Origin of the sequence: Streptomyces albus subsp. albus, assembly GCF_000719865.1 — a bacterium.
GTDB classification, from domain to species: domain Bacteria; phylum Actinomycetota; class Actinomycetes; order Streptomycetales; family Streptomycetaceae; genus Streptomyces; species Streptomyces albus_E.
Window position 1 is genome coordinate 13,241 of the sequence record NZ_JOID01000034.1, and the last position, 20,511, is coordinate 33,751.

The 20,511-nt window shown below is 73.6% G+C and carries 17 protein-coding genes; 4 read left to right on the forward strand and 13 right to left on the reverse strand.

What is annotated here, in order from left to right:
• Positions 1–232: 232 nt before the first annotated feature.
• Entirely contained in the window at positions 233–1,528 is a 1,296-nt protein-coding gene (locus tag IF83_RS0126365) for an acetyl-CoA C-acetyltransferase (protein WP_051723440.1), read from the reverse strand.
• 70 nt (positions 1,529–1,598) lie between these two features.
• Between IF83_RS0126365 and IF83_RS0126370 the strand changes: the two genes are divergently transcribed.
• Positions 1,599–3,062, forward strand: coding sequence for a 3-oxoacyl-ACP reductase (locus tag IF83_RS0126370; protein ID WP_030548333.1), 1,464 nt, complete (start codon positions 1,599–1,601; stop codon positions 3,060–3,062).
• 616 nt (positions 3,063–3,678) lie between these two features.
• On the forward strand, positions 3,679–4,692 hold the full coding sequence (locus IF83_RS0126375) for a MaoC/PaaZ C-terminal domain-containing protein (protein ID WP_030548335.1): 1,014 nt from the start codon (positions 3,679–3,681) through the stop codon (positions 4,690–4,692).
• Positions 4,693–4,806: 114 nt separating this feature from the next.
• On the opposite strand, the gene IF83_RS0126380 is transcribed toward IF83_RS0126375, so the two are convergent.
• The 8 genes from IF83_RS0126380 to IF83_RS0126420 form a co-directional block, all read right to left on the reverse strand.
• Positions 4,807–5,526, reverse strand: a complete 720-nt coding sequence (locus tag IF83_RS0126380) for a TetR/AcrR family transcriptional regulator (RefSeq protein WP_030548337.1) — start codon at positions 5,524–5,526, stop codon at positions 4,807–4,809.
• Between the two features lie 242 nt (positions 5,527–5,768).
• Positions 5,769–7,037 (reverse strand): alkaline phosphatase family protein, encoded by a 1,269-nt coding sequence (locus IF83_RS0126390; RefSeq protein ID WP_030548339.1) that lies wholly within the window; start codon positions 7,035–7,037, stop codon positions 5,769–5,771.
• A gap of 449 nt (positions 7,038–7,486) precedes the next feature.
• Positions 7,487–8,917 (reverse strand): dicarboxylate/amino acid:cation symporter, encoded by a 1,431-nt coding sequence (locus IF83_RS0126395; protein WP_051723441.1) that lies wholly within the window; start codon positions 8,915–8,917, stop codon positions 7,487–7,489.
• Between the two features lie 840 nt (positions 8,918–9,757).
• Positions 9,758–10,117, reverse strand: a complete 360-nt coding sequence (locus IF83_RS0126400) for a DUF4229 domain-containing protein (RefSeq protein ID WP_394297383.1) — start codon at positions 10,115–10,117, stop codon at positions 9,758–9,760.
• Between the two features lie 85 nt (positions 10,118–10,202).
• A complete protein-coding gene (locus IF83_RS0126405; RefSeq protein ID WP_030548344.1) occupies positions 10,203–10,748 on the reverse strand; it encodes a GNAT family N-acetyltransferase in 546 nt (181 codons plus the stop codon).
• Between the two features lie 331 nt (positions 10,749–11,079).
• Complete coding sequence (gene mqnE, locus IF83_RS0126410; protein ID WP_019707732.1) at positions 11,080–12,258, reverse strand: aminofutalosine synthase MqnE; 1,179 nt, start codon at positions 12,256–12,258, stop codon at positions 11,080–11,082.
• A gap of 63 nt (positions 12,259–12,321) precedes the next feature.
• Positions 12,322–12,774, reverse strand: coding sequence for an Lrp/AsnC family transcriptional regulator (locus IF83_RS0126415; RefSeq protein WP_030548346.1), 453 nt, complete (start codon positions 12,772–12,774; stop codon positions 12,322–12,324).
• 138 nt (positions 12,775–12,912) lie between these two features.
• Positions 12,913–13,701, reverse strand: coding sequence for a UbiX family flavin prenyltransferase (locus tag IF83_RS0126420; RefSeq protein WP_078843895.1), 789 nt, complete (start codon positions 13,699–13,701; stop codon positions 12,913–12,915).
• A gap of 194 nt (positions 13,702–13,895) precedes the next feature.
• Here IF83_RS0126420 and IF83_RS0126425 point away from each other — a divergent pair, with 194 nt between their 5' ends.
• On the forward strand, positions 13,896–14,447 hold the full coding sequence (locus tag IF83_RS0126425) for a rhomboid family intramembrane serine protease (protein WP_051723443.1): 552 nt from the start codon (positions 13,896–13,898) through the stop codon (positions 14,445–14,447).
• Between the two features lie 45 nt (positions 14,448–14,492).
• Here the strand turns inward: IF83_RS0126425 and mqnP are convergent, their stop codons facing one another.
• Together mqnP and IF83_RS0126435 are read right to left on the reverse strand one after the other, a co-directional pair.
• Positions 14,493–15,398: a menaquinone biosynthesis prenyltransferase MqnP gene (mqnP, locus tag IF83_RS0126430; RefSeq protein ID WP_030548352.1), complete on the reverse strand. Its 906-nt coding sequence runs from the start codon at positions 15,396–15,398 to the stop codon at positions 14,493–14,495.
• A gap of 65 nt (positions 15,399–15,463) precedes the next feature.
• Entirely contained in the window at positions 15,464–16,915 is a 1,452-nt protein-coding gene (locus tag IF83_RS0126435) for a menaquinone biosynthesis decarboxylase (protein ID WP_030548353.1), read from the reverse strand.
• Between the two features lie 88 nt (positions 16,916–17,003).
• Here IF83_RS0126435 and IF83_RS0126440 point away from each other — a divergent pair, with 88 nt between their 5' ends.
• Positions 17,004–17,348, forward strand: coding sequence for a PLDc N-terminal domain-containing protein (locus IF83_RS0126440; RefSeq protein ID WP_030548355.1), 345 nt, complete (start codon positions 17,004–17,006; stop codon positions 17,346–17,348).
• Positions 17,349–17,537: 189 nt separating this feature from the next.
• Here the strand turns inward: IF83_RS0126440 and ccsB are convergent, their stop codons facing one another.
• Together ccsB and resB are read right to left on the reverse strand one after the other, a co-directional pair.
• Positions 17,538–18,647, reverse strand: coding sequence for a c-type cytochrome biogenesis protein CcsB (gene ccsB, locus IF83_RS0126445; protein WP_030548356.1), 1,110 nt, complete (start codon positions 18,645–18,647; stop codon positions 17,538–17,540).
• Complete coding sequence (gene resB / locus IF83_RS0126450) at positions 18,644–20,509, reverse strand: cytochrome c biogenesis protein ResB (protein ID WP_078843898.1); 1,866 nt, start codon at positions 20,507–20,509, stop codon at positions 18,644–18,646. The genes ccsB and resB overlap by 4 nt, the downstream gene beginning before the upstream one ends.
• Positions 20,510–20,511 lie beyond the last annotated feature (2 nt).

A 20,511-nucleotide genomic window follows, 5' to 3' on the forward strand; every position in this document is an offset into this window, starting at 1 on the left:
CTCCTCTTGTCTCGGCCGCCCCCGCGCGGACGGCGCCGGACGGGTGGTCCGGGCGCCCGGGGGCCGGGGGCGGCGGCCCGGCTCCGCGGGGGGGGCGGAGCGGGCGGCGGGATCAGCGGGGGCGTGCGGAGGGGGCGGGTCCTGCGGTGGTGCGGGGTTCCGTGTGGGGGGTTGGCTCACGCGATGAGAGGTGGGAGTCGGTGTCGGTGCGGGCGGGGAACCGCCCGCCGGGTCACGGCCGTTCGAGGATCGCCGTCACCCCCTGGCCGCCGGCCGCGCAGATGGAGATCAGGCCACGCCCCGGCGCGTCGCGCTCGGCGAGCAGCTTGGCCAGGGTGGCGACGATGCGCGCGCCCGTCGCGGCGAAGGGGTGGCCGGTGGCCAGGGAGGATCCCGCGACGTTGAGCCGGTCCCGGTCGGCCTCGGGCAGGCCCTGCTTGCGCCAGGCCGCCAGCGTCGCCAGCACCTGGGAGGCGAACGCCTCGTGGATCTCCAGCAGATCGAAGTCGTCCAGCCCGAGGCCGGCGCGTTCCAGCATGCGCGGTACGGCGTATGCGGGCGCCATCAGCAGACCGTCTTCGCCGTTGACGTAGTCGACGGCCCCCGTCTCGTAGGCCGTGAGGTAGGCCAGCGGTTCGAGGCCGCGTTCGGCCGCCCACTCCTCGCTCGCGAGCAGGACGGTCGCGGCGCCGTCGGTGAGCGGGGTGGAGTTGCCCGCCGTCATGGTGGCGCCGCCGTCCCCGTCCCCGCCCCCGTCCGCGACGCCGAACACCGGCTTCAGGCGGGCGAGTTTCTCCGGGCTCGCATCGGGGCGCAGATTCTGGTCCCGCTCCAGGCCGCGGAAGGGGACCACCAGGTCGTCGAGGAAGCCGCGGTCGTACGCGGCGGCGAGGCGGCGGTGGCTGGTGGCGGCCAGCTCGTCCTGCTCCGCGCGGCCGATGCCCCACTCCTTGGCGGTGCGGGCCGCGTGCTCGCCCATCGACAGGCCGGTGCGGGGTTCGGCGTTGCGCGGGATGTCGGGGACGAGGTGGCGGGGCCGGACCCCGGCCAGCTGCCGGAGCCGCCCGCCGAGGGAGCGGGCACGGCGGGTGGCCAGCAGCAGCCTGCGCAGTTCGTCGTTGACGCCGAGCGGGGCGTCGCTGGCCGAATCCACGCCGCCGGCGACGGCCGAGTCGATCTGCCCCAGCGCGATCTTGTTGGCGGCGGCGATGACGGCCTGGAGCCCGGTGCCGCACGCCTGCTGGACGTCGTACGCGGGGGTGCGCGGGTCCAGATCGCTGCCGAGCACGGTCTCCCGGGCGAGGTTGAAGTCCCGGCTGTGCTTGAGGACGGCACCCGCGGCGAACTCCCCGAGCCGCACGCCTTCGAGACCGAAGCGCTCGACCAGCCCGCCGAGCGCGGCGGTCAGCATCCGCTGGTTGGAGGCGGTGGCGTACGGGCCGTCGGCCCGCGCGAAGGGGATCCTGCTGCCGCCGAGAACGGCGACGCGCCGCACCCCGGAGGCGAGGAGGGCATTGCGGGTACTCATCTCGACCAACTCCTGACCCGGCAGTAACCTTACTGCGAAGTAAATTTACGCCACGGTGAGGAGTTGGCCAATGGCCGATCGCTATCTTCGTTTCACCGGGACCGCCCCCGGCCGGTTCCTCACCCGCCGGCTGGGCCTGCCCCGGCCCGCGCCGCTGCACCGCTGGACCGCCGAACGGCCGTCCCTGGACGGAGCGTTGCTCCACCTGACGGCGGCCGCGCCCTGCCCCGGACTCGCCGACGTACTGGCCCGGACCGGGCTGCCGGTGCGGACGGAGCACCGGAGCGGGGACGGGCACGGTGCCGGAGCCGGTGCCGGTGCCGATGGCGGGCGCGGCACCGGAAGCGGCGAGAACGCCGGGGCGCGGGGCGCCGCCCCGTACGCCGCGGTCGTCGTCGACGCCACCGGCGTGGACGGCCCGGACGCGCTGCACGGGGTGCACGCCGCGCTCCACCCGGTGGTGCGCTCGGTCGCCGCCGGCGGACGGATCGTCGTCCTCGGCACCGTGCCCGACCCGGCGGACCATCACCGGGCCGCCGCCCAGCAGGCGCTGGAAGGCTTCGTCCGGTCGCTGGGCAAGGAGATCGGCAAGGGCTGCACGGTGAACCTGCTGCGGCTGGACCCCGGTGCGGACGGCGCGGCCGCGATGGGCGCCGCGGCAGCGGCGGCGGAGTCGACGCTCCGCTTTCTGCTGTCGCCCAAGTCGGCCTATGTGAGCGGGCAGCCGATCACCGTGCGCGGAGACGCCGCCGGCGCGGGCGAGGCGGACGGCCCGGCGGCCGGAGACACGGACCGGTCCCGGCCGCTGGCCGGCCGGACCGCGCTCGTCACCGGCTGTGCCCGCGGCATCGGCGCGTCGGTCGCCGAGACCCTCGCCCGGGACGGCGCGCGGGTCGTCTGCCTCGACATACCGTCCGCGGAGGGCGAGTTGGCCGCTCTCGCCGGCCGTCTCGGCGGCACGGCGCTGCCCCTGGACATCACGGCGCCCGACGCCGCCGAGCGCATCGCCGCCGCCGTGCCCGGCGGGCTCGACATCCTCGTCCACAACGCGGGCATCACCCGGGACCGCCGGCTCGCCAATATGGCGGCCGACCGCTGGGACCAGGTGATCGACGTCAACCTGGGCAGCGTGCTGCGGGTGACGGACCGACTGCTGAAGGCCGGTGTTCTGCGCCGGGGCACCGGCCGGATCATCGCCACCGCCTCGATCGCCGGCATCGCCGGCAACGCCGGGCAGACCAACTACGCGGCGAGCAAGGCCGGGATCATCGGCTTCACCCGCTCGCTGGCGCCGCGCGCGGCGGCCGAGTACGGGGTGACGGTCAACGCGGTCGCCCCCGGCTTCATCGAGACGAAGATGACGGCCGCCGTGCCGCTGCTGATCCGGGAGGCGGGGCGGCGGATGAACTCCCTGGCGCAGGGCGGCCTGCCGGTCGACGTCGCCGAGACGACGGCGTGGCTCGCCCAGCCGGCCTCCGGCGGGGTCAACGGACAGACGGTACGGGTCTGCGGGCAGAGCCTCCTCGGGGCGTAGCGCCTCCGGCGCGGGCCGGCCGGCGGACGGGGCGGCCGCGGGCCGGCCCGGGGCGGCGGTGTCGCGCGGGGTACCGGGTACGGGTTCCGGGGCGGCGGTGTCGCGCGGGGTGCCGGGTACGGGTTCCGGCCGCGACCCGCGCGGGTCGCGGCCCGGGCTGGTATCCGGGTCCTCCGCGCGGATCGCGGCCCGGGCTGGTACCCGGGTCCCCCGCACAAGACGCCACCCGGGGCCGTCCCCGGCGCCCCGCACGGAGACCCGCCCGAGCCACTCCCGCCACCCCGCACGGGATGCCATCCGGGGCCCGTGCGGAAAGCGGCGCGGGTCCCGCGGCCGCGGCGCCGCCGGCTCTCCTCCCGCGCTGCGCGCGGACGTTGACCCTCCCACCCGTCCGATACCCCGTACCGGCAACGCAGCGCGAACGCGGCAGGGCCCTCCGGAAGCGGCCCCGCCCGGACCAGCCCCGACCAGCCCGGACCAGCCCGACCCGACCCCGGCCGACCCGGCCGAACCAACCCCGGCCCGCCCCGACCCAGCCCGGCCCGGCCCGGCCCGACCGGGCCAGACCCGACCGGACCCGACCGGACCCACCGCACACGATCCCGACGGAGCCCCCATGACCGCCCCGACCACCCAGCGCCTCACCCGCTCACCGCGCCTGATGCCCGCCCTCGGCCGGGGTGTGCTGACCGGGATCGGCAAGCGCCCCTCCCCCGGCGCCCCGCTCCCCGGCACCCGGCTCCTGCTGCCGGCCGCCAGGATCGACGCCGGCCGCGTCGTCCGCTACGCCCGCGTCTGCGGCTTCCGGGAGACCGATCCGCTGCCGCTCACCTATCCGCACATCCTGGGCTTCCCCCTCGCCGCCCGCCTCATGGGCGACCGGGCCTTCCCGCTGCCCCTCCTCGGCCTGGTCCACACCGGCATCGAGATCACACAGCACCGGGCGCTGCGCCCGCACGACCGCCCCGAGCTGACCGTCGCCATCCCCCGCCTGCTGCCCCACCGGCGCGGCACGGAGGCCGAGGTCGTCACGGAGGCCCGGATCGACGGCGAACTGGTCTGGACGGACCGCAGCACGTACTTGGCCCGCCACCGCACCGCGGAAGCCCCGGAAGCCGCGGAAGCCGGGCACGGCGCGGACGCCTCCGGCGCGGCGGAGACCGGCGGCGCCCGGGAGTCCGCCCCCGCCCCGGAGTCCTCCCAGTCCGCGTCCCCCGCCCCCGAGTCCGCCGCGCCGGAGGCTTCCGCGCCGGACGCCCGCGCCTCTCGCGGCGATGGCGCCGACGGGCTCCCCGCCGCCGCCGTGTGGCAGCTCCCCGCCGGACTCGGACGGCACCATGCCGCCGTCTCCGGCGACTACAACCCGATCCATCTCCACCCGCTGACCGCCCGCCCGCTGGGTTTCCCCCGGGCCATCGCCCACGGCATGTGGACGTTCGCCCGCTGCGTGGCCGAGACGGACGCGTCGAGCGCGGAACGGGTCACCGTGCGCGCGGAATTCAAGGCTCCGGTCCTGCTTCCGTCGACCGTCGTCTACCACAGGCTCGGCGCTGCCTTCGAACTGCGCGGCGGCCGGGACGGCTCCCGTCTCCACCTCACGGGGACGGTCACGACCCCGGCCGGGGCCTGATCCGCGCGGGGCCCGGCGTTCCGGCGCGGGCCCCCGGGCTCTCCCGGGCCGCGGCCGGCACCGCGCGGCCCGGCCCGCCACGGGGCCACTCGGCCGGCCGGCACGCCTCCCGGCTCAGGATCCGCGGGTGGCGCTCTTCCCGCGCGGGTGCCAGGGGCGGCCCTCCATCAGGTTCGCGAGGCCCGCCCAGGCGAAGTTCATCAGCAGCGCCGCGGTCTCCTTCGCCGACGGCCGGTCCGCGCCCCCGCCCGTGGAAGCACCGGCATCACCGACACCGCCACTGGCACCGCCCCCACCACCGGCTCCGCCGCCCCCGGGCTCGTTGGCCCATCCGGCCAGCGATTCGGCGGCCCCGACCAGGGCGTGCGCCAGCCCGGCCACCTCGCGGTCGGCCAGGTCCGGAACGCAGTCGTCCTCGCGCGCCGCGGCGGCGATCAGCTGCGTCACGAAGGTGACGATCTCCTCCCGCATCGCCGCGAACTCGCTCACGAACGGCTCTCCGTGCGTACGGGCCTGGTTGTGCAACACGGCCCAGCCGTCCGGGCGTTCTGCGGTATGGGCGAAGAAGCCGCGCAGCCCGCTCCAGAGTTGCTGGTCCGGTGGTGCGTCCCGCGGCTCGACGGCCTCCCGCACGGCGGCGACCAGGGCCGCCGCCTCGCGCCGGATGCAGGCGCTGAACAGCTCTTCCTTCGAGTTCAGATAGAGGTAGACCAACGGCTTCGAGACACCGGCCAGTTCCGCGATCTCGTCCATCGAGGCGGCCCGGTAACCGCGCCGGGCGAAGATCGTCACGGCCGCGTCGAGCATCTGCTGCTCCCGCACCGCCCGCGGCATCCGCTTGCCCTTGGTGCCCGCCACTGTCCCGCCCCTCCGCCTTGCCTACCGAGAGGTAAGTTTACGGCCCGCTCCCCTCGCCGCATATGCCAAACACCTTTCCCGCACGGCGAGAAGCGCTCACCGGCTCCGGTGGCTCGCGGAGATCCTGCCGGACAGGTCGCGGCTGCCGGCCATGCCGGCACCCACGGCCTCGTCCGGCACGGCGAGGGCCCGCACCGAGCCCCCACCGCACCGGGGCCCTACCGCACGAACGCGTCCCTGCGCGCCGTGCCGTCCCAGCCGCCGGCCGGCCGTCGCAGGCCGTACAGCGCGGCGACCGTGGGGGCGACGTCGATGGTCCGGGCCGGGGCGTCGCTGACCGCGCCGCGCCGGACCAGCGGTGAACCGCCGGACACGAAGAAGGGGATGGGCAGGGTGGCCGGGTGGCCGTGGTTGCCGGGGATGGGGTTGGAGATCGGCAGCGGATCGGAGAAGCGGTAGCCGGGGCGGACGTACGCGACGAGATCACCGGCCTCCGGGCCCAGCCGCAGCTCCCCGGGCGTGTGCACGGACAGCACGCCCTCCTCGGCGAGGACGATCTCCCGCATCCGGGCCACGGCCCGGGCCCGGTCGGCCTCCGGCCCGGTCCAGTAGAGGAGGTCCGCACCGCCGTTCTGCGCGATGACGCAGCGGTCCTTCAGCAGCGGGTCCCGCGCCAGCAGCGGGGCGAGGCTCACCATGGCGAACGGCAGCGACCAGTCCATGGAGTGGTCGGCGAGGACGAGGAGGACGGAGTTCTCCCAGCGGCCGGTGTCCCTGAGGTGCTCGACGACCCGGCCGATCTGGTAGTCGGTGCTGATCAGGGCGGCCCTGCGGGCGAGGTCGAGCGTGCCGCCGGTGAGGTCGCTGTGCCCGACCCGGTCGACGTCACCGAAGTTGACGAACATCAGATCGGGGTCGGCGCTGTCGATCATCGAGATCACCGCGTCGGCCGTGAAGCCGTCCGGCGCGTGCTCCGTGATGGGCAGCATCGGCTCCGGTTTCCAGTGGAAGTCGGCCCGGGTGTCGAAGATCCCGTGCAGATAGCGCTTGGACAGCACGGAGCCGCTGGTGCGCCCGGTGGCGCGGAGCAGTTCGAAGAGGGTGACGGCCCGCAGGTCGGTCGGCCGGTCCAGGTCGCGCACGGTCTGCTCGGCCCGGTCGTACACCGCGTTCGCGGGCACACCCGAACGGTCGGGGCGCACGCCCGTCATCATCATGACGTGGTTGGGGATGGTCTCCATGACCGGCAGCGACTGGGCGGCCGGGTAGGTCGTGCCGGTGTCGCGCAGCTTGGACAGCCGGGGCATGTACAGCGGCCGGATCTCGTCGGGCCGGCAGCCGTCGACGACGATGACGTAGGTGCGCAGCCGGCCGGCGGCGCGCGCGGTGGGGGCGCCGAGGCCGCCGACGATGACGCCGCCGGCGCCGCCGGCGACCGTGGCGAGGAACGAACGGCGGGACCAGCGGGACCGCTCGGTGGGGGGCATGGAGGGCTCCGGGTGGGGCTGGGCCCGCGGCCGGCGGTGGGCGCCGGACTGCGGGCGGGCGAGGGGGACGGGGCGGCCCCCGGTTCCGTCGGAGAACGGCACCGCCACCGCGGGCCCTTCCCCGCGGTGGCGGGGCGGACGGCCCGGGGCGGAGCGGCGGCGGCGCGGGGGTGGTGCGGCCCGCCGCTGCGAGGGCGTGCGCCGCATTCCAGGGCACGCGGGTGTCCTTACGGCAACTCGCCGGTAACTTCTCGGTCCCAACCGGACGGTGTGGCGCATCCGACAGCCCCGGGCCCGGCCGGTAGCTGCCCGCATGCCCCGATTGCCCTCCTTGCGGCGCGAGTTGACGCCGCCTCCGGTCCAACGCGGAGGGCCGCCGGGGCGGGTGAACGCGTTCACCCGCCCCGGTGGCCCTCACACGGAACCCGGTTCTCGCTACCGCGGTCCGGTCACGCCCGCCCGGCGGCGGCGCCCACGGGCTCGCGCCCGGCACCGCCCTCCGGCGAACTCCCCGCACCCGGGCCCGCGTCGGGGCCGACCGGGTCGAACAGGGTGGCGCTGTCGTACGCCTCCCGGTCGAGGATCTTCTCCCGGGCCGCGACGACGATCGGCACGGCCGACTGCCCGGCCACGTTCGTCGCGGTGCGCATCATGTCCAGCACCGGGTCGATGGCCAGCAGCAGGCCCACACCCTCCAGCGGGAGGCCCAGCGTGGAGAGGGTCAGGGTGAGCATCACGGTGGCACCGGTCAGCCCGGCGGTGGCCGCCGAACCGATCACCGACACGAACACGATCAGCAGGTAGTCCCCGATGCCGAGCTGCACCCCGAAGATCTCCGCGATGAAGATCGCGGCGAGGGCCGGGTAGACCGCGGCGCAGCCGTCCATTTTCGTCGTCGCGCCGAACGGGACGGCGAACGACGCGTACTCGCGCGGCACGCCCAGGCGTTCGGTGACCCGCTGGGTGACGGGCATCGTCCCGACCGAGGAGCGGGAGACGAAGGCCAGCTGGATCGCGGGCCAGGCACCGCGGTAGAACTGCAGCGGGCTCACCTTGGCGACCGTGGCCAGCAGCAGCGGGTAGACGCCGAACATCACCAGCGCGCAGCCGATGTACACATCGGCGGTGAAGGTCGCGTACTTGCCGATCAGGTCCCAGCCGTACGCGGCGATGGCGTTGCCGATCAGGCCGGCGGTGCCGAGCGGGGCGAGCCGGATGACCCACCACAGGGCCTTCTGCAGCAGCGCGAGCACCGACTCGCTGAACTCCAGGACGGGGCGCGCCGGTTCACCGATCTTCAGGGCGGCGATGCCCGCCACGGCCGCCATGAAGACGATCTGCAGCACGTTGAGCTCGGTGAACGGCGTGATGACGTTCGCCGGGACGATGCCGGTCAGGAAGTCGAGCCAGGAGCCGGCGCTCTCCGGCCGGGCGCCGTCGGCGGGGGTGAGCCCGGTGCCGGCGCCGGGGTTGGTGAGCAGGCCGATGGTGAGGCCGATGGCGACGGCGATCAGCGAGGTCGCCATGAACCAGAGGAGGGTGCGGGAGGCCAGCCGGGCCGCGTTGTTGACCTTCCGCAGATTGGTGATCGACACGAGGATCGCGAAGAAGACGAGCGGGGCCACCGCCAGCTTCAGCAGCTGGACGAACAGGCCGCCGGTGCGCTCCAGGGTGGCGGCCAGCCAGGCGACGTCCCAGGTGCGGGCGGCCCAGCCGAGCAGCACACCGAGGACGAGGCCGAGGAGTATCTGGGCCCAGAAGGGCACCCGGGGCAGCCTCGGCGTCCGGCCGGATGTCCGTGCCGTGCCGGACGGGCCCGGGGAGCCGGAGGGCTCGGGCGTATCAGGGGAGTCGGGGGAGGACGCGGTGGTCACGGACACACTCCGTCGGTAAGGGGTGGAAGGGGAGGAGGGGGACGGGCCGCACCGCCCCGGACCGCGCCCCGGCCGCCGCGGACCCCGGCGGCGCGGACGCGCGGAGGACGACGGCAGGGACCCGGGGGACGGAACGATCGCCGGGGACGGGACGGACGCCGAGGGCGGCGGCCGTCCGGCCGGCCGGGCCCCGGAGCAGACCGCGCCGGAAGCACGAGGCCGTGCGGGAACCGGGGGACCCGGGGCGGTGGGCGGCCGTGGTCGCACCCGGCGCCCTCACTCGGGCGGTACGGGGCGGCAGTACGGCTGCTCGGTCGCGTCAGTGGCGGCGACAGGCCGCGGAGAGACAGCGGCAGAGATCGACATGCAGGCGCGCCACGAGCGGGATGCCCGGTGTGCAGGGGCGCGCGGTCGTCGTCATGCGCACTACCGTAACACCGGGCCTGGGAACCGCAAAGATGAGCGGCGGAACTGCTTCACATCGAAGGCGCGGAGGCGGTCCTGCCTGGAGATCATCCGCCTTCGGGCCGGCCGGCTCCACCGGAAGCGGTCGCGTCGTCGGCCGGGTGCCGGACCGGCGTGCGGGACCGGAGAGCCATGTCGACGACGGTGCCCCGGGCCGGAGCCGGATCATCCGGAGCGCACCTCCCGGCGGCTCGGGCCGGGACGCGCGTGGGGGCGAAGAGGGCGGGAGGACGGGAGGACGGGATAAGGGGGCGCCGGGAAGCGACGCGGGGAAAGACCCCGGAGCCGGCGCGAGCCCCGGCCGGGAAACAACTCGGGGCGGGAACTCGGCCCCGGTCCCTGGGCCCGGGGCGCCGGATCAGCCCCGGGCCCGCAGCGGGCTCAGCCCTGGGCGCGGGCGGCGTCGTCGGCGCCGTCCTCGCGGCTCTGGTCGGCGGACAGCCGCTGCTTGGCCCGCTCCACCTTCTCCACGACCTGCTCCGACATCGCCAGACGCTGCTTCCGCAGCAGCACCCAGCTCAGCGGGGCGGAGAGCACGAGACCCAGCAGGATCACCCAGAACACCTGCGAGTCCCCCACCCCGGCCGGCACCACACCGAGGTAGCTGAGCCCCCAGGCCGCCAGGAAGCAGGCGGCGAACAGGGCGAAGCGCAGAAGGGTGTAGCGGATCGCGGCATTGGCGTTCCGCTTGTCGGTGCCAGTGCCACTGCCGCCACTGATGCTGCTCGTGCTGCTGCTCAAGGGAGGAACCTTCTTCTCGGCTGCGACCGAAAGGGCCGGTATGGCTGGTATGGCTGTCCTCCAGTGAAGCACAGCGCTTTCGCCGTCAATCCAGCGGCAGCCACATGGTGACGTCGTCCCGGTAGTCGTCCTCCGCGACCTTGATCGCGTCGGGCACCCGGCCGGCCTCCTGGTAGCCGCAGGCGGCGTAGAAGCGGTCGGCGCCGGTGCCGCCCCGGCAGGTGAGCCGGATGCCGCGGATGCCGTCGAGACCGCGCGCGGCGTCCGCGACGGCGGCCATCAACTCCCGGCCCACGCCCCGGCCCTGGAGGGACGGATGCACCATGACGGTGTACACCCACAGCCAGTGGCGCATCAGCCGGTGGGTGTTGAGGGTGAGGAAGGCCGTGGCCACCGGGCGCCCCCGCCCGTCGGTCCCGACGAGCAGACGGCTGCGCCCCTCCGCCATCGCCTCCAGCTGTTTCAGCAGCTCCGGCCGGATCTCCTCGGCGGTCACCGGCGGCACGAAGCCGACGGCGCCCCCGGCGTTGGAGACGTCCGCCCACAGCGAGAGGACCCCGTCCCGGAGTTCGGGGGTCACGGGCGGGTCCAGGGTGAAGACGAGCGGGGAAAGGGCAGAGGTAAGCGGCATGGGCCGATGCTAGGTCTTACGCGATGACCGCGGCGACGGCTTTCCACTCCGTGGACACCCGGGCCGCCGGCCCCGTCACGGGCCCTGTCACGGCCCCCGGCGCGGCTCCCCGTCCGTACGGGCACCGGACCGTCACGCGGCGAGTCCGGGCGTACGGCCGGGCGCGCCTCCGCCCGGGCAAGCGCCGCCGCCCCGGGCGGTGGCTCCGCCCCGGACACACGTCCGCCCCGGACACACGTCCGCCCCGGACGGCGGCGTCGTGACGCGTCCGGGGCGGGCGGGAGGGCGAAGGGCGGAACAGGACGGAGAGCAGGCCGGAAACCGGCCCGGTTCAGACCCGCATGGCCTGCGGCGTCTCGCGCCGGTCCGGGTCCGGGCCCGGGTACTCCTTGATGATCTCGTAGCGGGTGTTCCGCTCGACGGGCCGGAAACCGGCGTCGCGGATCAGCTCCAGCAGATCCTCACGGGTCAGCTTGTCCGGCGTGCCGTAGTTGTCGGCGTCGTGGGTGATCTTGTACTCGACGACCGAGCCGTCCATGTCGTCCGCCCCGTGCTGGAGCGCGAGCTGCGCCGTCTGCACGCCGTGCATCACCCAGAAGACCTTGACGTGCGGCACGTTGTCGAACAGCAGCCGGGAGACCGCGAAGGTCTTCAGCGCCTCGGCGCCGGTGGCCATGGTGGTCCGGGCCTGGAGCCGGTTGCGGATCTTGCCGTCCTTCATGTCCACGAAGTCGTGCTGGTAGCGGAGCGGGATGAAGACCTGGAAACCGCCGGTCTCGTCCTGGAGTTCGCGCAGCCGCAGCACGTGGTCCACGCGGTGGCGCGGCTCCTCGATGTGCCCGTAGAGCATGGTGGAGGGCGTCTTGAGGCCCTTGGAGTGGGCGAGGCGGTGGATGCGCGACCAGTCCTCCCAGTGGGTGCGGTGGTCGACGATGTGCTGCCGCACCTCCCAGTCGAAGATCTCGGCGCCGCCGCCGGTCAGCGACTCCAGACCGGCGTCGATCAGCTCGTCGAGGATCTCCGAGGCGGACAGGCCCGAGATCGTCTCGAAGTGGTGGATCTCCGTGGCGGTGAACGCCTTCAGCGAGACGTCCGGCAGCGCCTTCTTCAGCTCCCGCAGCGAACGCGGGTAGTAGCGCCAGGGCAGCGTGGGGTGGAGGCCGTTGACGATGTGCAGCTCGGTGAGGTTCTCGCTCTCCATCGCCGTGGCGAGGCGGACGGCCTCCTCGATGCGCATCGTGTACGCGTCCTTCTCGCCCGGCTTCCGCTGGAAGGAGCAGTAGGCGCAGGAGGCGGTGCACACGTTCGTCATGTTGAGGTGCCGGTTGACGTTGAAGTGCACGACGTCGCCGTTCTTGCGCGTGCGCACCTCGTGGGCCAGACCGCCCAGCCAGGCCAGGTCGTCGCTCTCGTAGAGGGCGATGCCGTCCTCCCGGGTCAGCCGCTCCCCGGCGAGAACCTTCTGCTCCAGCTCGCGCTTGAGGCCCTCGTCCTGAGCAGATGCAGCCATGCGGCAGCCTCCCATTACCTCGTCAATCGGACTCCGTCGAGCCTACGCCCTCGCGCCCGGCTCTCATTCCCCGGGCAGTTCCCCGACCCGGTCCTCCCACTTGGTGGAGAGCACGATCGTGGTGCGGGTGCGGGAGACGCCCTTGATCGCGGAGAGGCGGCGGATGATCGACTCCAGCCCGTCCACGTCGGTGGCGCGCACCTTGAGCATGTACGAGTCGTCACCGGCGATGAACCAGCAGTCCTCGATCTCAGTGAGATCGCGCAGCCGGTGCGCCATGTCCTCGTGGTCCGTGGCGTCCGAGAGCGAGATCCCGATCAGCGCCGTGACGCCGAGGCCGAGGGACGCGGAGTCGACGGTCGCCCGGTAGCCGGTGATGACGCCCGCCGCCTCCAGGCGGTTGATCCGGTCGGTGACACTCGGCCCGGAGAGCCCCACCAGCCGCCCCAGCTCCGCGTACGAGGCCCTGCCGTTCTCCCGCAGGGCCTGGATGAGCTGCCTGTCCACCGCGTCCATGACGTTGAAGCCTTCCGATGCTCAGCACTGTCGCGCGATGCGCGAAGATCGTGGATGAGGGTTGTGATTCCAAGAATCGCAGGGCCCGCCGCCTGCGAAGCACCCGGCCCATCGGGGACGGGCCTTCGGATGCGGGTTTCACTCACCCGCGCCGCCCGTTCGGGGCCCGGGACGGTCCGCGGCGGCCCGGCCTTCGGTGCCGGCGGCACCGGCCGCGGCCGCGCCGCCGAGCGCCCCGTCCCACCGGCGGTACAGCTTGTGGGGTACGCCCGCCGCGTCCAGCACCCGGCCCGCGACGAAGTCGACCAGGTCCTGGATGTCCGTCGCGCCCGCGTAGAAGGCCGGTGAGGCGGGGAGCACCACCGCGCCCGCCTCGTCCAGCGCCACGAGCTGGCGCAGCGTCGGCCCGCTCAGCGGCGTCTCCCGTACGGCCATCACCAGCGGGCGGCGCTCCTTGAGGGTGACGCTCGCCACCCGCTGCAGCAGGTCCTTCGACAGCCCGAGCGCGATCCCGGCCACGGAGGCCGTGCTCGCCGGGACGACCAGCATGCCCCGCGCCGGATACGAGCCGGAGGACGGCCCCGCCGCGAGATCCCCGGCCGGCCAGTACCGCACCGCGTCCAGGTCCGGCAGGCCCGCCTCGAAGCGGTCCAGGGTGCCGTCCGCGCCGCGGGCCAGCCAGGCGCGCAGGTCGTCCCGCCAGTGCGCGTCCCGGAAGGAGATGCCCGTCTCGTCCAGCAGCGTCAGCCGGGAGGCGCGGCTGACCACCAGGTCCACCGCCTCGCCGGCGTGCAGCAGCGCCCGCAGCACCGCGGCCGCGTAGGGCGTGCCCGACGCCCCGGACACCCCGACGACCCAGGGGCGGCGCCCCGCGCGGGCCGGGGGCGCGCCGGTCGTCTCGTACGGTTCTTCGTGCGGCGGCTCCACGGTTCGAGCCTATCGGGAGCCTCCGAGCGGAACAGGACAAGGTACCCCGGCCGTTCTTCTGGGCAGAAGTACACGGAGTGTGAGGGGGCACCATGACCTACGGAAGCCACGGATCCGCCTGGCCGCCACCGGGACGGCCGGCCCGGCGGCCCGAGCGCGGCGGCGGCGAGAAGGCGAAGGCCGCGGCCGGGCTGATGGCCGTCTGGGTGGCGCTGCTGTGGCTGCTGGAGTTCATCGACGTGGCCACCGGCAACTCCCTCGACACCTACGGCGTCTCCCCGCGCGACGTGGACGAGCTGCGCGACGTGGTGCCGGCGTCGTTCCTCCACTTCGGCTTCGACCACGTCGCGGCGAACACCGTTCCGCTGGCCCTGTTCGGCTTCCTCGCCGCGCTGCGCGGCATCGGCCGCTTCCTGGCCGTCGTGGGCGTGATCGTCGTGACCGGCGGGCTCGGGGTCTGGCTGACGGCACCCGCCGGGTCCGTCACCGCCGGGGCCTCGATCGTCGTCTTCGGCCTCTTCGGCTATCTGGTGGTGCGGGGCTTCATCGACAAGGTGGTGACGGACGTCATCGTCGGACTGGTGATCGCCGTGCTCTACGGCTCCATCATCTGGGGCGTGCTGCCCACCGCGGGCTCCGTGAGCTGGCAGGGGCATCTCTTCGGACTGATCGGCGGCGTGCTCGCGGCGGTCGTGTTCCGCCGCCGGGCCGGTGCGGGCGGGCGCCGGGAGACCATCGTCGGCTGACCGCCGCGGACGGGCCCGGGACGGCACCGGCCGCCCCGGGCCGTCTCACACCGTCAGCCCGCGCACCACCAGGTCGAGCAGGGCGAACACGAACAGCACCACACCGATCACACCGTTGACCGTGAAGAACGCCCGGTTCAGCCGGGACAGGTCGTGCGGCCGCACGATCGAGTGCTCGTAGACGAACGCCACGACCACGATCGCCAGACCCGCCCAGAAGAACGCGCCGGCGCCCGTCACCGCCCCGTACCAGGCGAGCAGGCCCGTGGTGACGACGTGGGCCCCGCGCGCCCCGTGCAGCGCGGCGGGGACGCCAAAGCGGGCGGGCACGGAGCGCACGCCCTCGGCGCGGTCCGCCGCGACGTCCTGGCTGCCGAAGATCAGGTCGAAGCCGCCGATCCAGACGCCGACGGCGAGCCCGAGGATCACCGCGTCCCAGGACCAGGCCCCGGTCACCGCGATCCACGCCCCGACCGGGCCGATCGCCTGGGCCAGCCCCAGGATGGCGTGCGGGAAGTCCGTGAACCGCTTGCCGTACGGATAGACCACCATCGGTACGACGGCGATCGGCGCCAGCGCCAGGCAGAGCGGGTTGAGGAGGGCCGCCGCGGCCAGGAAGACGGCCAGGGCGATCAGCGCGCCCGTCCAGGCGGAGCGCACCGACACCGCGCCCGTCACCAGTTCACGCCCCGCGGTGCGCGGATTGCGGGCGTCTATCTCCCGGTCGATGATCCGGTTGGCGGCCATGGCGAAGGTCCGCAGCCCCACCATCGCCACGGTGACGAGGAACAGCTCCCACCAGTGGACGGTCCCGTCGGCCAGGAACATCGCGGTGAGCGAGGCGATGTAGGCGAAGGGCAGCGCGAAGACCGAGTGCTCGATCATCACCAGCCGCAGGAAGGCCCGGACCCCGCCCCTCCCGGACCCCGCCCCGGCGGGCCGCGCGGGCACCGGCCCCGGCTCGGGTACGGGCTCCCGCTCCGGGACGGGGCGCCCGGAGGCCGCGGATTCCGCGCTCACAGCCCGTACTCCGCCCAGCGCCGGCTGACCAGCTCGGCGGTCTCCGGGTCCGGCAGCACCATCCGCGGCCAGCCGCCGTCGCGCGTGTAGCCCTCCTCCGGCAGCTTCGCGGTGGCGTCGATGCCGGCCTTGCCGCCCCAGAACTGCTGGTAGGAGGCGTGGTCGAGATGGTCCACCGGGCCCTCGACGACCGTCAAGTCGCGGGAGTAGTCGGTGTTGCCCAGCGCCCGCCAGGCCACCTCGTGCAGGTCGTGCACGTCGCAGTCGGAGTCGACCACGATGATCAGCTTGGTCAGCGACATCATGTGGGCACCCCAGATGGCGTGCATCACCTTCTGCGCGTGCTTCGGGTACTTCTTGTCGATCGAGATGATCGCGCAGTTGTGGAAACCGCCCGCCTCGGGGAGGTGGTAGTCCACGATGTCCGGCACGATGATCTTGAGGAGCGGCAGGAAGAACCGCTCGGTGGCCCGCCCCAGCGGACCGTCCTCCGTCGGCGGCCGGCCGACCACGATCGACTGCAGCAGCGGCCGCTTCCGCATCGTCACGCAGTCGATGGTCAGTGCGGGGAACGGTTCCTGCGGGGTGTAGAAGCCGGTGTGGTCGCCGAACGGCCCCTCCGGCAGCATGCGCCCCGGCTCCAGCCAGCCCTCCAGCACCACTTCGGCCCGGGCCGGCACCTGCAGCGGCACCGTCTTGCAGTCGACCATCTCGACCCGCTTGCCCTGCACGAAGCCGGCGAAGAGGTACTCGTCGATGTCGCCGGGGAGCGGGGCCGTGGAGGCGTACGTCACCGCCGGCGGGCAGCCGAAGGCGATGGCGACCGGCAGCCGCTCACCGCGCCGGGCGGCCGTCTGGTAGTGGTTGCGGCTGTCCTTGTGGATCTGCCAGTGCATGCCGATGGTTCGCCGGTCGTGCCGCTGCAGCCGGTAGAGGCCGAGATTGCGGATCCCGGTCTCCGGGTCCTTCGTATGGGTGAGGCCGAGGTTGAAGAACGAGCCGCCGTCATCCGGCCAGGTGAACAGCGCGGGGAGCTGGTCGAGGTCGACGTCGTCGCCGGTGAGCACGGTCTCCTGGACCGGCGCGTCCTTCACCTTCCTCGGCGGCACGTGCGTCATGCCGGCGAGCTTCCCGAACGCCTCGCGCATGCCGACGAAGCCGTGCGGCAGCTCGGGCTTCAGCAGCCCGCCGATCTTGTCGCTGATGTCGGAGTAGGAGGTCAGGCCGAGGGCCTTGAGCAGCCGGCGGTCGGTGCCGAAGACGTTCATCGCCAGCGGCATCGAGGAGCCCTTGACGTTCTCGAAGAGCAGTGCGGGACCGCCGGCCTTGTTGACCCGGTCGGTGATCTCCCCCACTTCCAGATGGGGATCGACCTCGGCCTTGACGCGCTTGAGGTCACCGTCGCGCTCCAGCGCCCGCAGCAGCGAGCGCAGATCGTCGTAAGCCATGCGGACCAGTATCCGTCACCCCGTACGCTGGACTTGTCACCGGGGCTGCCCCGGATCCGCCACCGTACTTCAGGGGGCCTGCTCCGACATGTTGAGGTATCTGCCGTTTCTCCTGGTCCTGGCGTTGTGGATCTACGCGTTCATCGACTGCCTCAACACGCCGGAGGACCAGGTCCGCAAGCTGCCCAAGCCGGTGTGGGTGCTGATCGTGGTGCTCTTCGGCTATGTCCTGTTCGGCTCGCTCGCCTGGCTGCTGGCCGGCCGCCCACGGCGCACCGCGGGAGCGGGCGGCGGCTGGGGCGGACGGGGCGTGCGGGGCGGCGGGCAGTGGATCGCGCCGGACGACAACCCGGACTTCCTCCGCTCCCTCGACGACGAGCACAAGGACCGCAAGCGGGACGGGAACGGCCCGGACGACGGCCCGAAGGGCTGAACTGACGGCCGCACCGGCTCGTGCGCGCGGCCGGGCCCGGCCCGTACAAGCGCCCGTGCGGCACCCGTTCAGCGCGCATGCCGTTCAGCACGAACGAGAAGGCGCCCCCGGTGACCGGGGGCGCCTTCTCGTGTTCTCGTGTCGCTGCCGCGCGGAGGGGTCCGAGGGGACCCCGCTCGGACCCCGCGCTCACACCCCGGCGTAGGAGTGCAAGCCGGTCACGAACATGTTGACGCCGTAGTAGTTGAAGAGGAAGCAGGCGAAGGCGGCCAGCGCGATGTACGCGGCCTTCCGGCCCTTCCAGCCGGCCGTCGCGCGGGCGTGCAGATAGCCGGCGTAGGCGACCCAGGTGATGAAGGACCAGACCTCCTTCGGGTCCCAGCCCCAGTAGCGGCCCCAGGCGGCCTCGGCCCAGATGGCGCCCGCGATGATCGTGAAGGTCCAGAGCGGGAAGATCAGCGCGTTGACGCGGTACGCGAACTTGTCGAGCGTGGCGGCGGCGGGCAGCCGGCTCAGCACCGAGTCGGCGAAGGCGCCGGGCTGCTTGCCCGCCGGGTCCGCCAGCTTGGCCTCGTAGCGGTCGCGGAAGAGGAAGAGCACCGTGGAGACGGCGCCGAGGTAGAACACCCCGCCGGAGATGATCGCGCAGGAGACGTGGATCCACAGCCAGTACGAGTCGAGGGCCGGGACGAGCTGGTCGCTCTCCGTGTAGAGCACGGAGACGGCGAGGCCGAGGTCGAGCAGCACCGTGGTGACCAGCGGCAGACCGAGCCAGCGCACCGGCTTCTTCGCGAGGAGCAGAGCGAGGTAGGAGCCGACCACGACCATCGAGAAGGTCGTCGAGAACTCGTACATGTTGCCCCAGGGGGCGCGCTCCACGGACAGGGCGCGGGTCAGCACCCCGCCGGCGTGCAGCAGGAAGGCGAGGGTGGTGAGCGACACGGCGATCCGGCCGTAGAGGTCGCCGCCCTCGTCACCGCCCGCCGCGCCCGGCCCGTCGGGTACGTCCCGGCTGCCGGCCGGGCCGCGGGTCACGACCTCGGGCCGTTCCAGCACGGTGGTGCCGCCCCGGCCGGTGACCTTGACGGCGGGCGCGGAGGCGGTGCCGGACGCGGCGCCCGCCGGCCCGGCGGACCGGTCGGTCAGGGCGGCGGCCGTGCGGCCGACCTTGCTGCGGCTGCCCAGCACCCACTCCGCCATGTGGGCGCCGAAGGCCAGGGTGTAGACGGCCATCGCGGAGTAGATCAGCACATTGCTGATACTGGCCAGGTTCTCATTGGCTGCGGCTGCCAGGTTCACGCGCGCGCTCCTTCGGCGGGACCAGCGGGATCATCAGGGTTCTCACGGTCGTCGCCGGCTGCTTCTCCGGCGGCAGTCTCTGCTGCCGGCTTCGCGGCGGCGGTTTCTCCGGGCGGGGTCTTCCCGGGCGGGGTCTTCCCGGGCCGGGGGTCCGTCGCCGCGGGGGTCTCCGCCGGCCCCTCCGGCTCGGGTGCCGGCGGGGCCGTCTCCCGCAGGGCCACGGCCAGCTCGGCCAGCTCCTCCGGGAGCCGGGCGGACTCGCTGCGGCCCAGCGCGGCCATCTCCACGACCGTGCCGCTGCCGTCCGCGGCCGGCCGGGCCCGGACCCAGACCCGGCGCCGCTGGATGAAGAGGGAGGCCGCGAGCCCGAGCAGCGCCGCGACGGAGCCGCCGAGGGCCCAGCCCTTGCCGGGCTGGCTGGAGACCTGGAAGCTGGCCCATTCCTCGACGCGGTCGAAGGTCAGCGAGCCCTGCCCGTCGGGGAGCTGCGCGGTCTCGCCGGGCCGCAGGAACTTCCGGTAGAGGTCGCCGTTCTCCTTGAACTGCTTCATCTTCCGGGTGTCGAGCTGGTACACGTTCTGCGGGATGCCCGAGTCGACGCCCAGGCTGCCCATGAAGGCGTTGATCGACAGCACCGGGTAGTCCAGCGCCGGGAAGGTGGAGTGCGGGCCCTGCACCTCGTCCAGCGCGAAGGTCGGCAGGAAGCGGCCCTGGAAGCCGAGCTGGGTCTTCTTGCCGTCCTTGTCGCGGGCGTCGGGCACCTTGACGACGCCGACGGAGGTGTTGTTGGTGTCCTGCGGCAGGAACGGCACCGGCCCCCGGTACGCGATGTCGCCCTGGCCGTCCTTGACGGTGACGACGGGCGCGTAGCCGTAGCCGATCAGATAGACCTTGGTGCCGTCGACCTCCAGCGGGTGGTTGACCTCGATGCTCCCCTTCTTCTCCGCGCCGTCCGCGCCCTCCCAGTGGGTGACGTCGGCGCGGAAGGTGCGCGGGGTGCCCTTCTGCGGGCCGCCGCGTTCGAAGGTGGCCTCGAAGTCGTCCAGCCGGAAGCCGAACGGAGTGAGCTCGTCGGTGTCGTAGAGGCTCGCGGCGCGGAAGTCGTCGTACTGCGGGAGGGTGTTGGTGAAGCCGTCGCCCTTGACGATCAGCTTGCCGCCCTCGGCCTTCCACAGGCTGCCCGCCGCGAAGGCGATGAGCATCACGATCAGCGCGATGTGGAAGACGAGGTTCCCCGCCTCCCGCAGATAGCCCTTCTCCGCGGCTGCGGTGTCCCCGCCCCGCCAGGCGCGGAAGCGCCGCCGCCGCAGCGTCCGGTGGGCGGCGTCCAGCACCTCCTCCGGCGCGGCGGCGGTCCGCCACGTCGTGTACGCGGGGAGCCGGGTGAGCCGGCTCGGCCCGGCCGGCGGGCGGCCGCGGAGCTGGCCGGTGAACTGCCAGGTGCGCGGCACGATGCAGCCGATGAGGGAGACGAACAGCAGGATGTAGATCGCCGAGAACCACACCGAGCTGTAGACGTGGAACAGGCCCAGCTTGTCGTAGACGGGGGCCAGCGTCTCGTTCTCGGCCCGGAACTCCTCGACCGCCATCGGGTCCACGCCGGTCTGCGGGATCAGGGAGCCGGGGATGGCGCCCAGCGACAGCAGGAACAGCAGCAGCAGCGCCACCCGCATCGAGGTGAGCTGCCGCCAGAACCAGCGGGCCCAGCCGGTGACGCCCAGGCCGGGCAGCGGGGCGCTCTCGTCGGGAGCGGTGGACAACTGGGACCCGGCCGCGCCGAGCCCGGAGGCCGCGGGGTCGTCCGGCTTCGCCGCGGCGCCGGCGTTCTTCGCCGTCTTCGCCGTCTTCGTCGTCTCGGCCATGG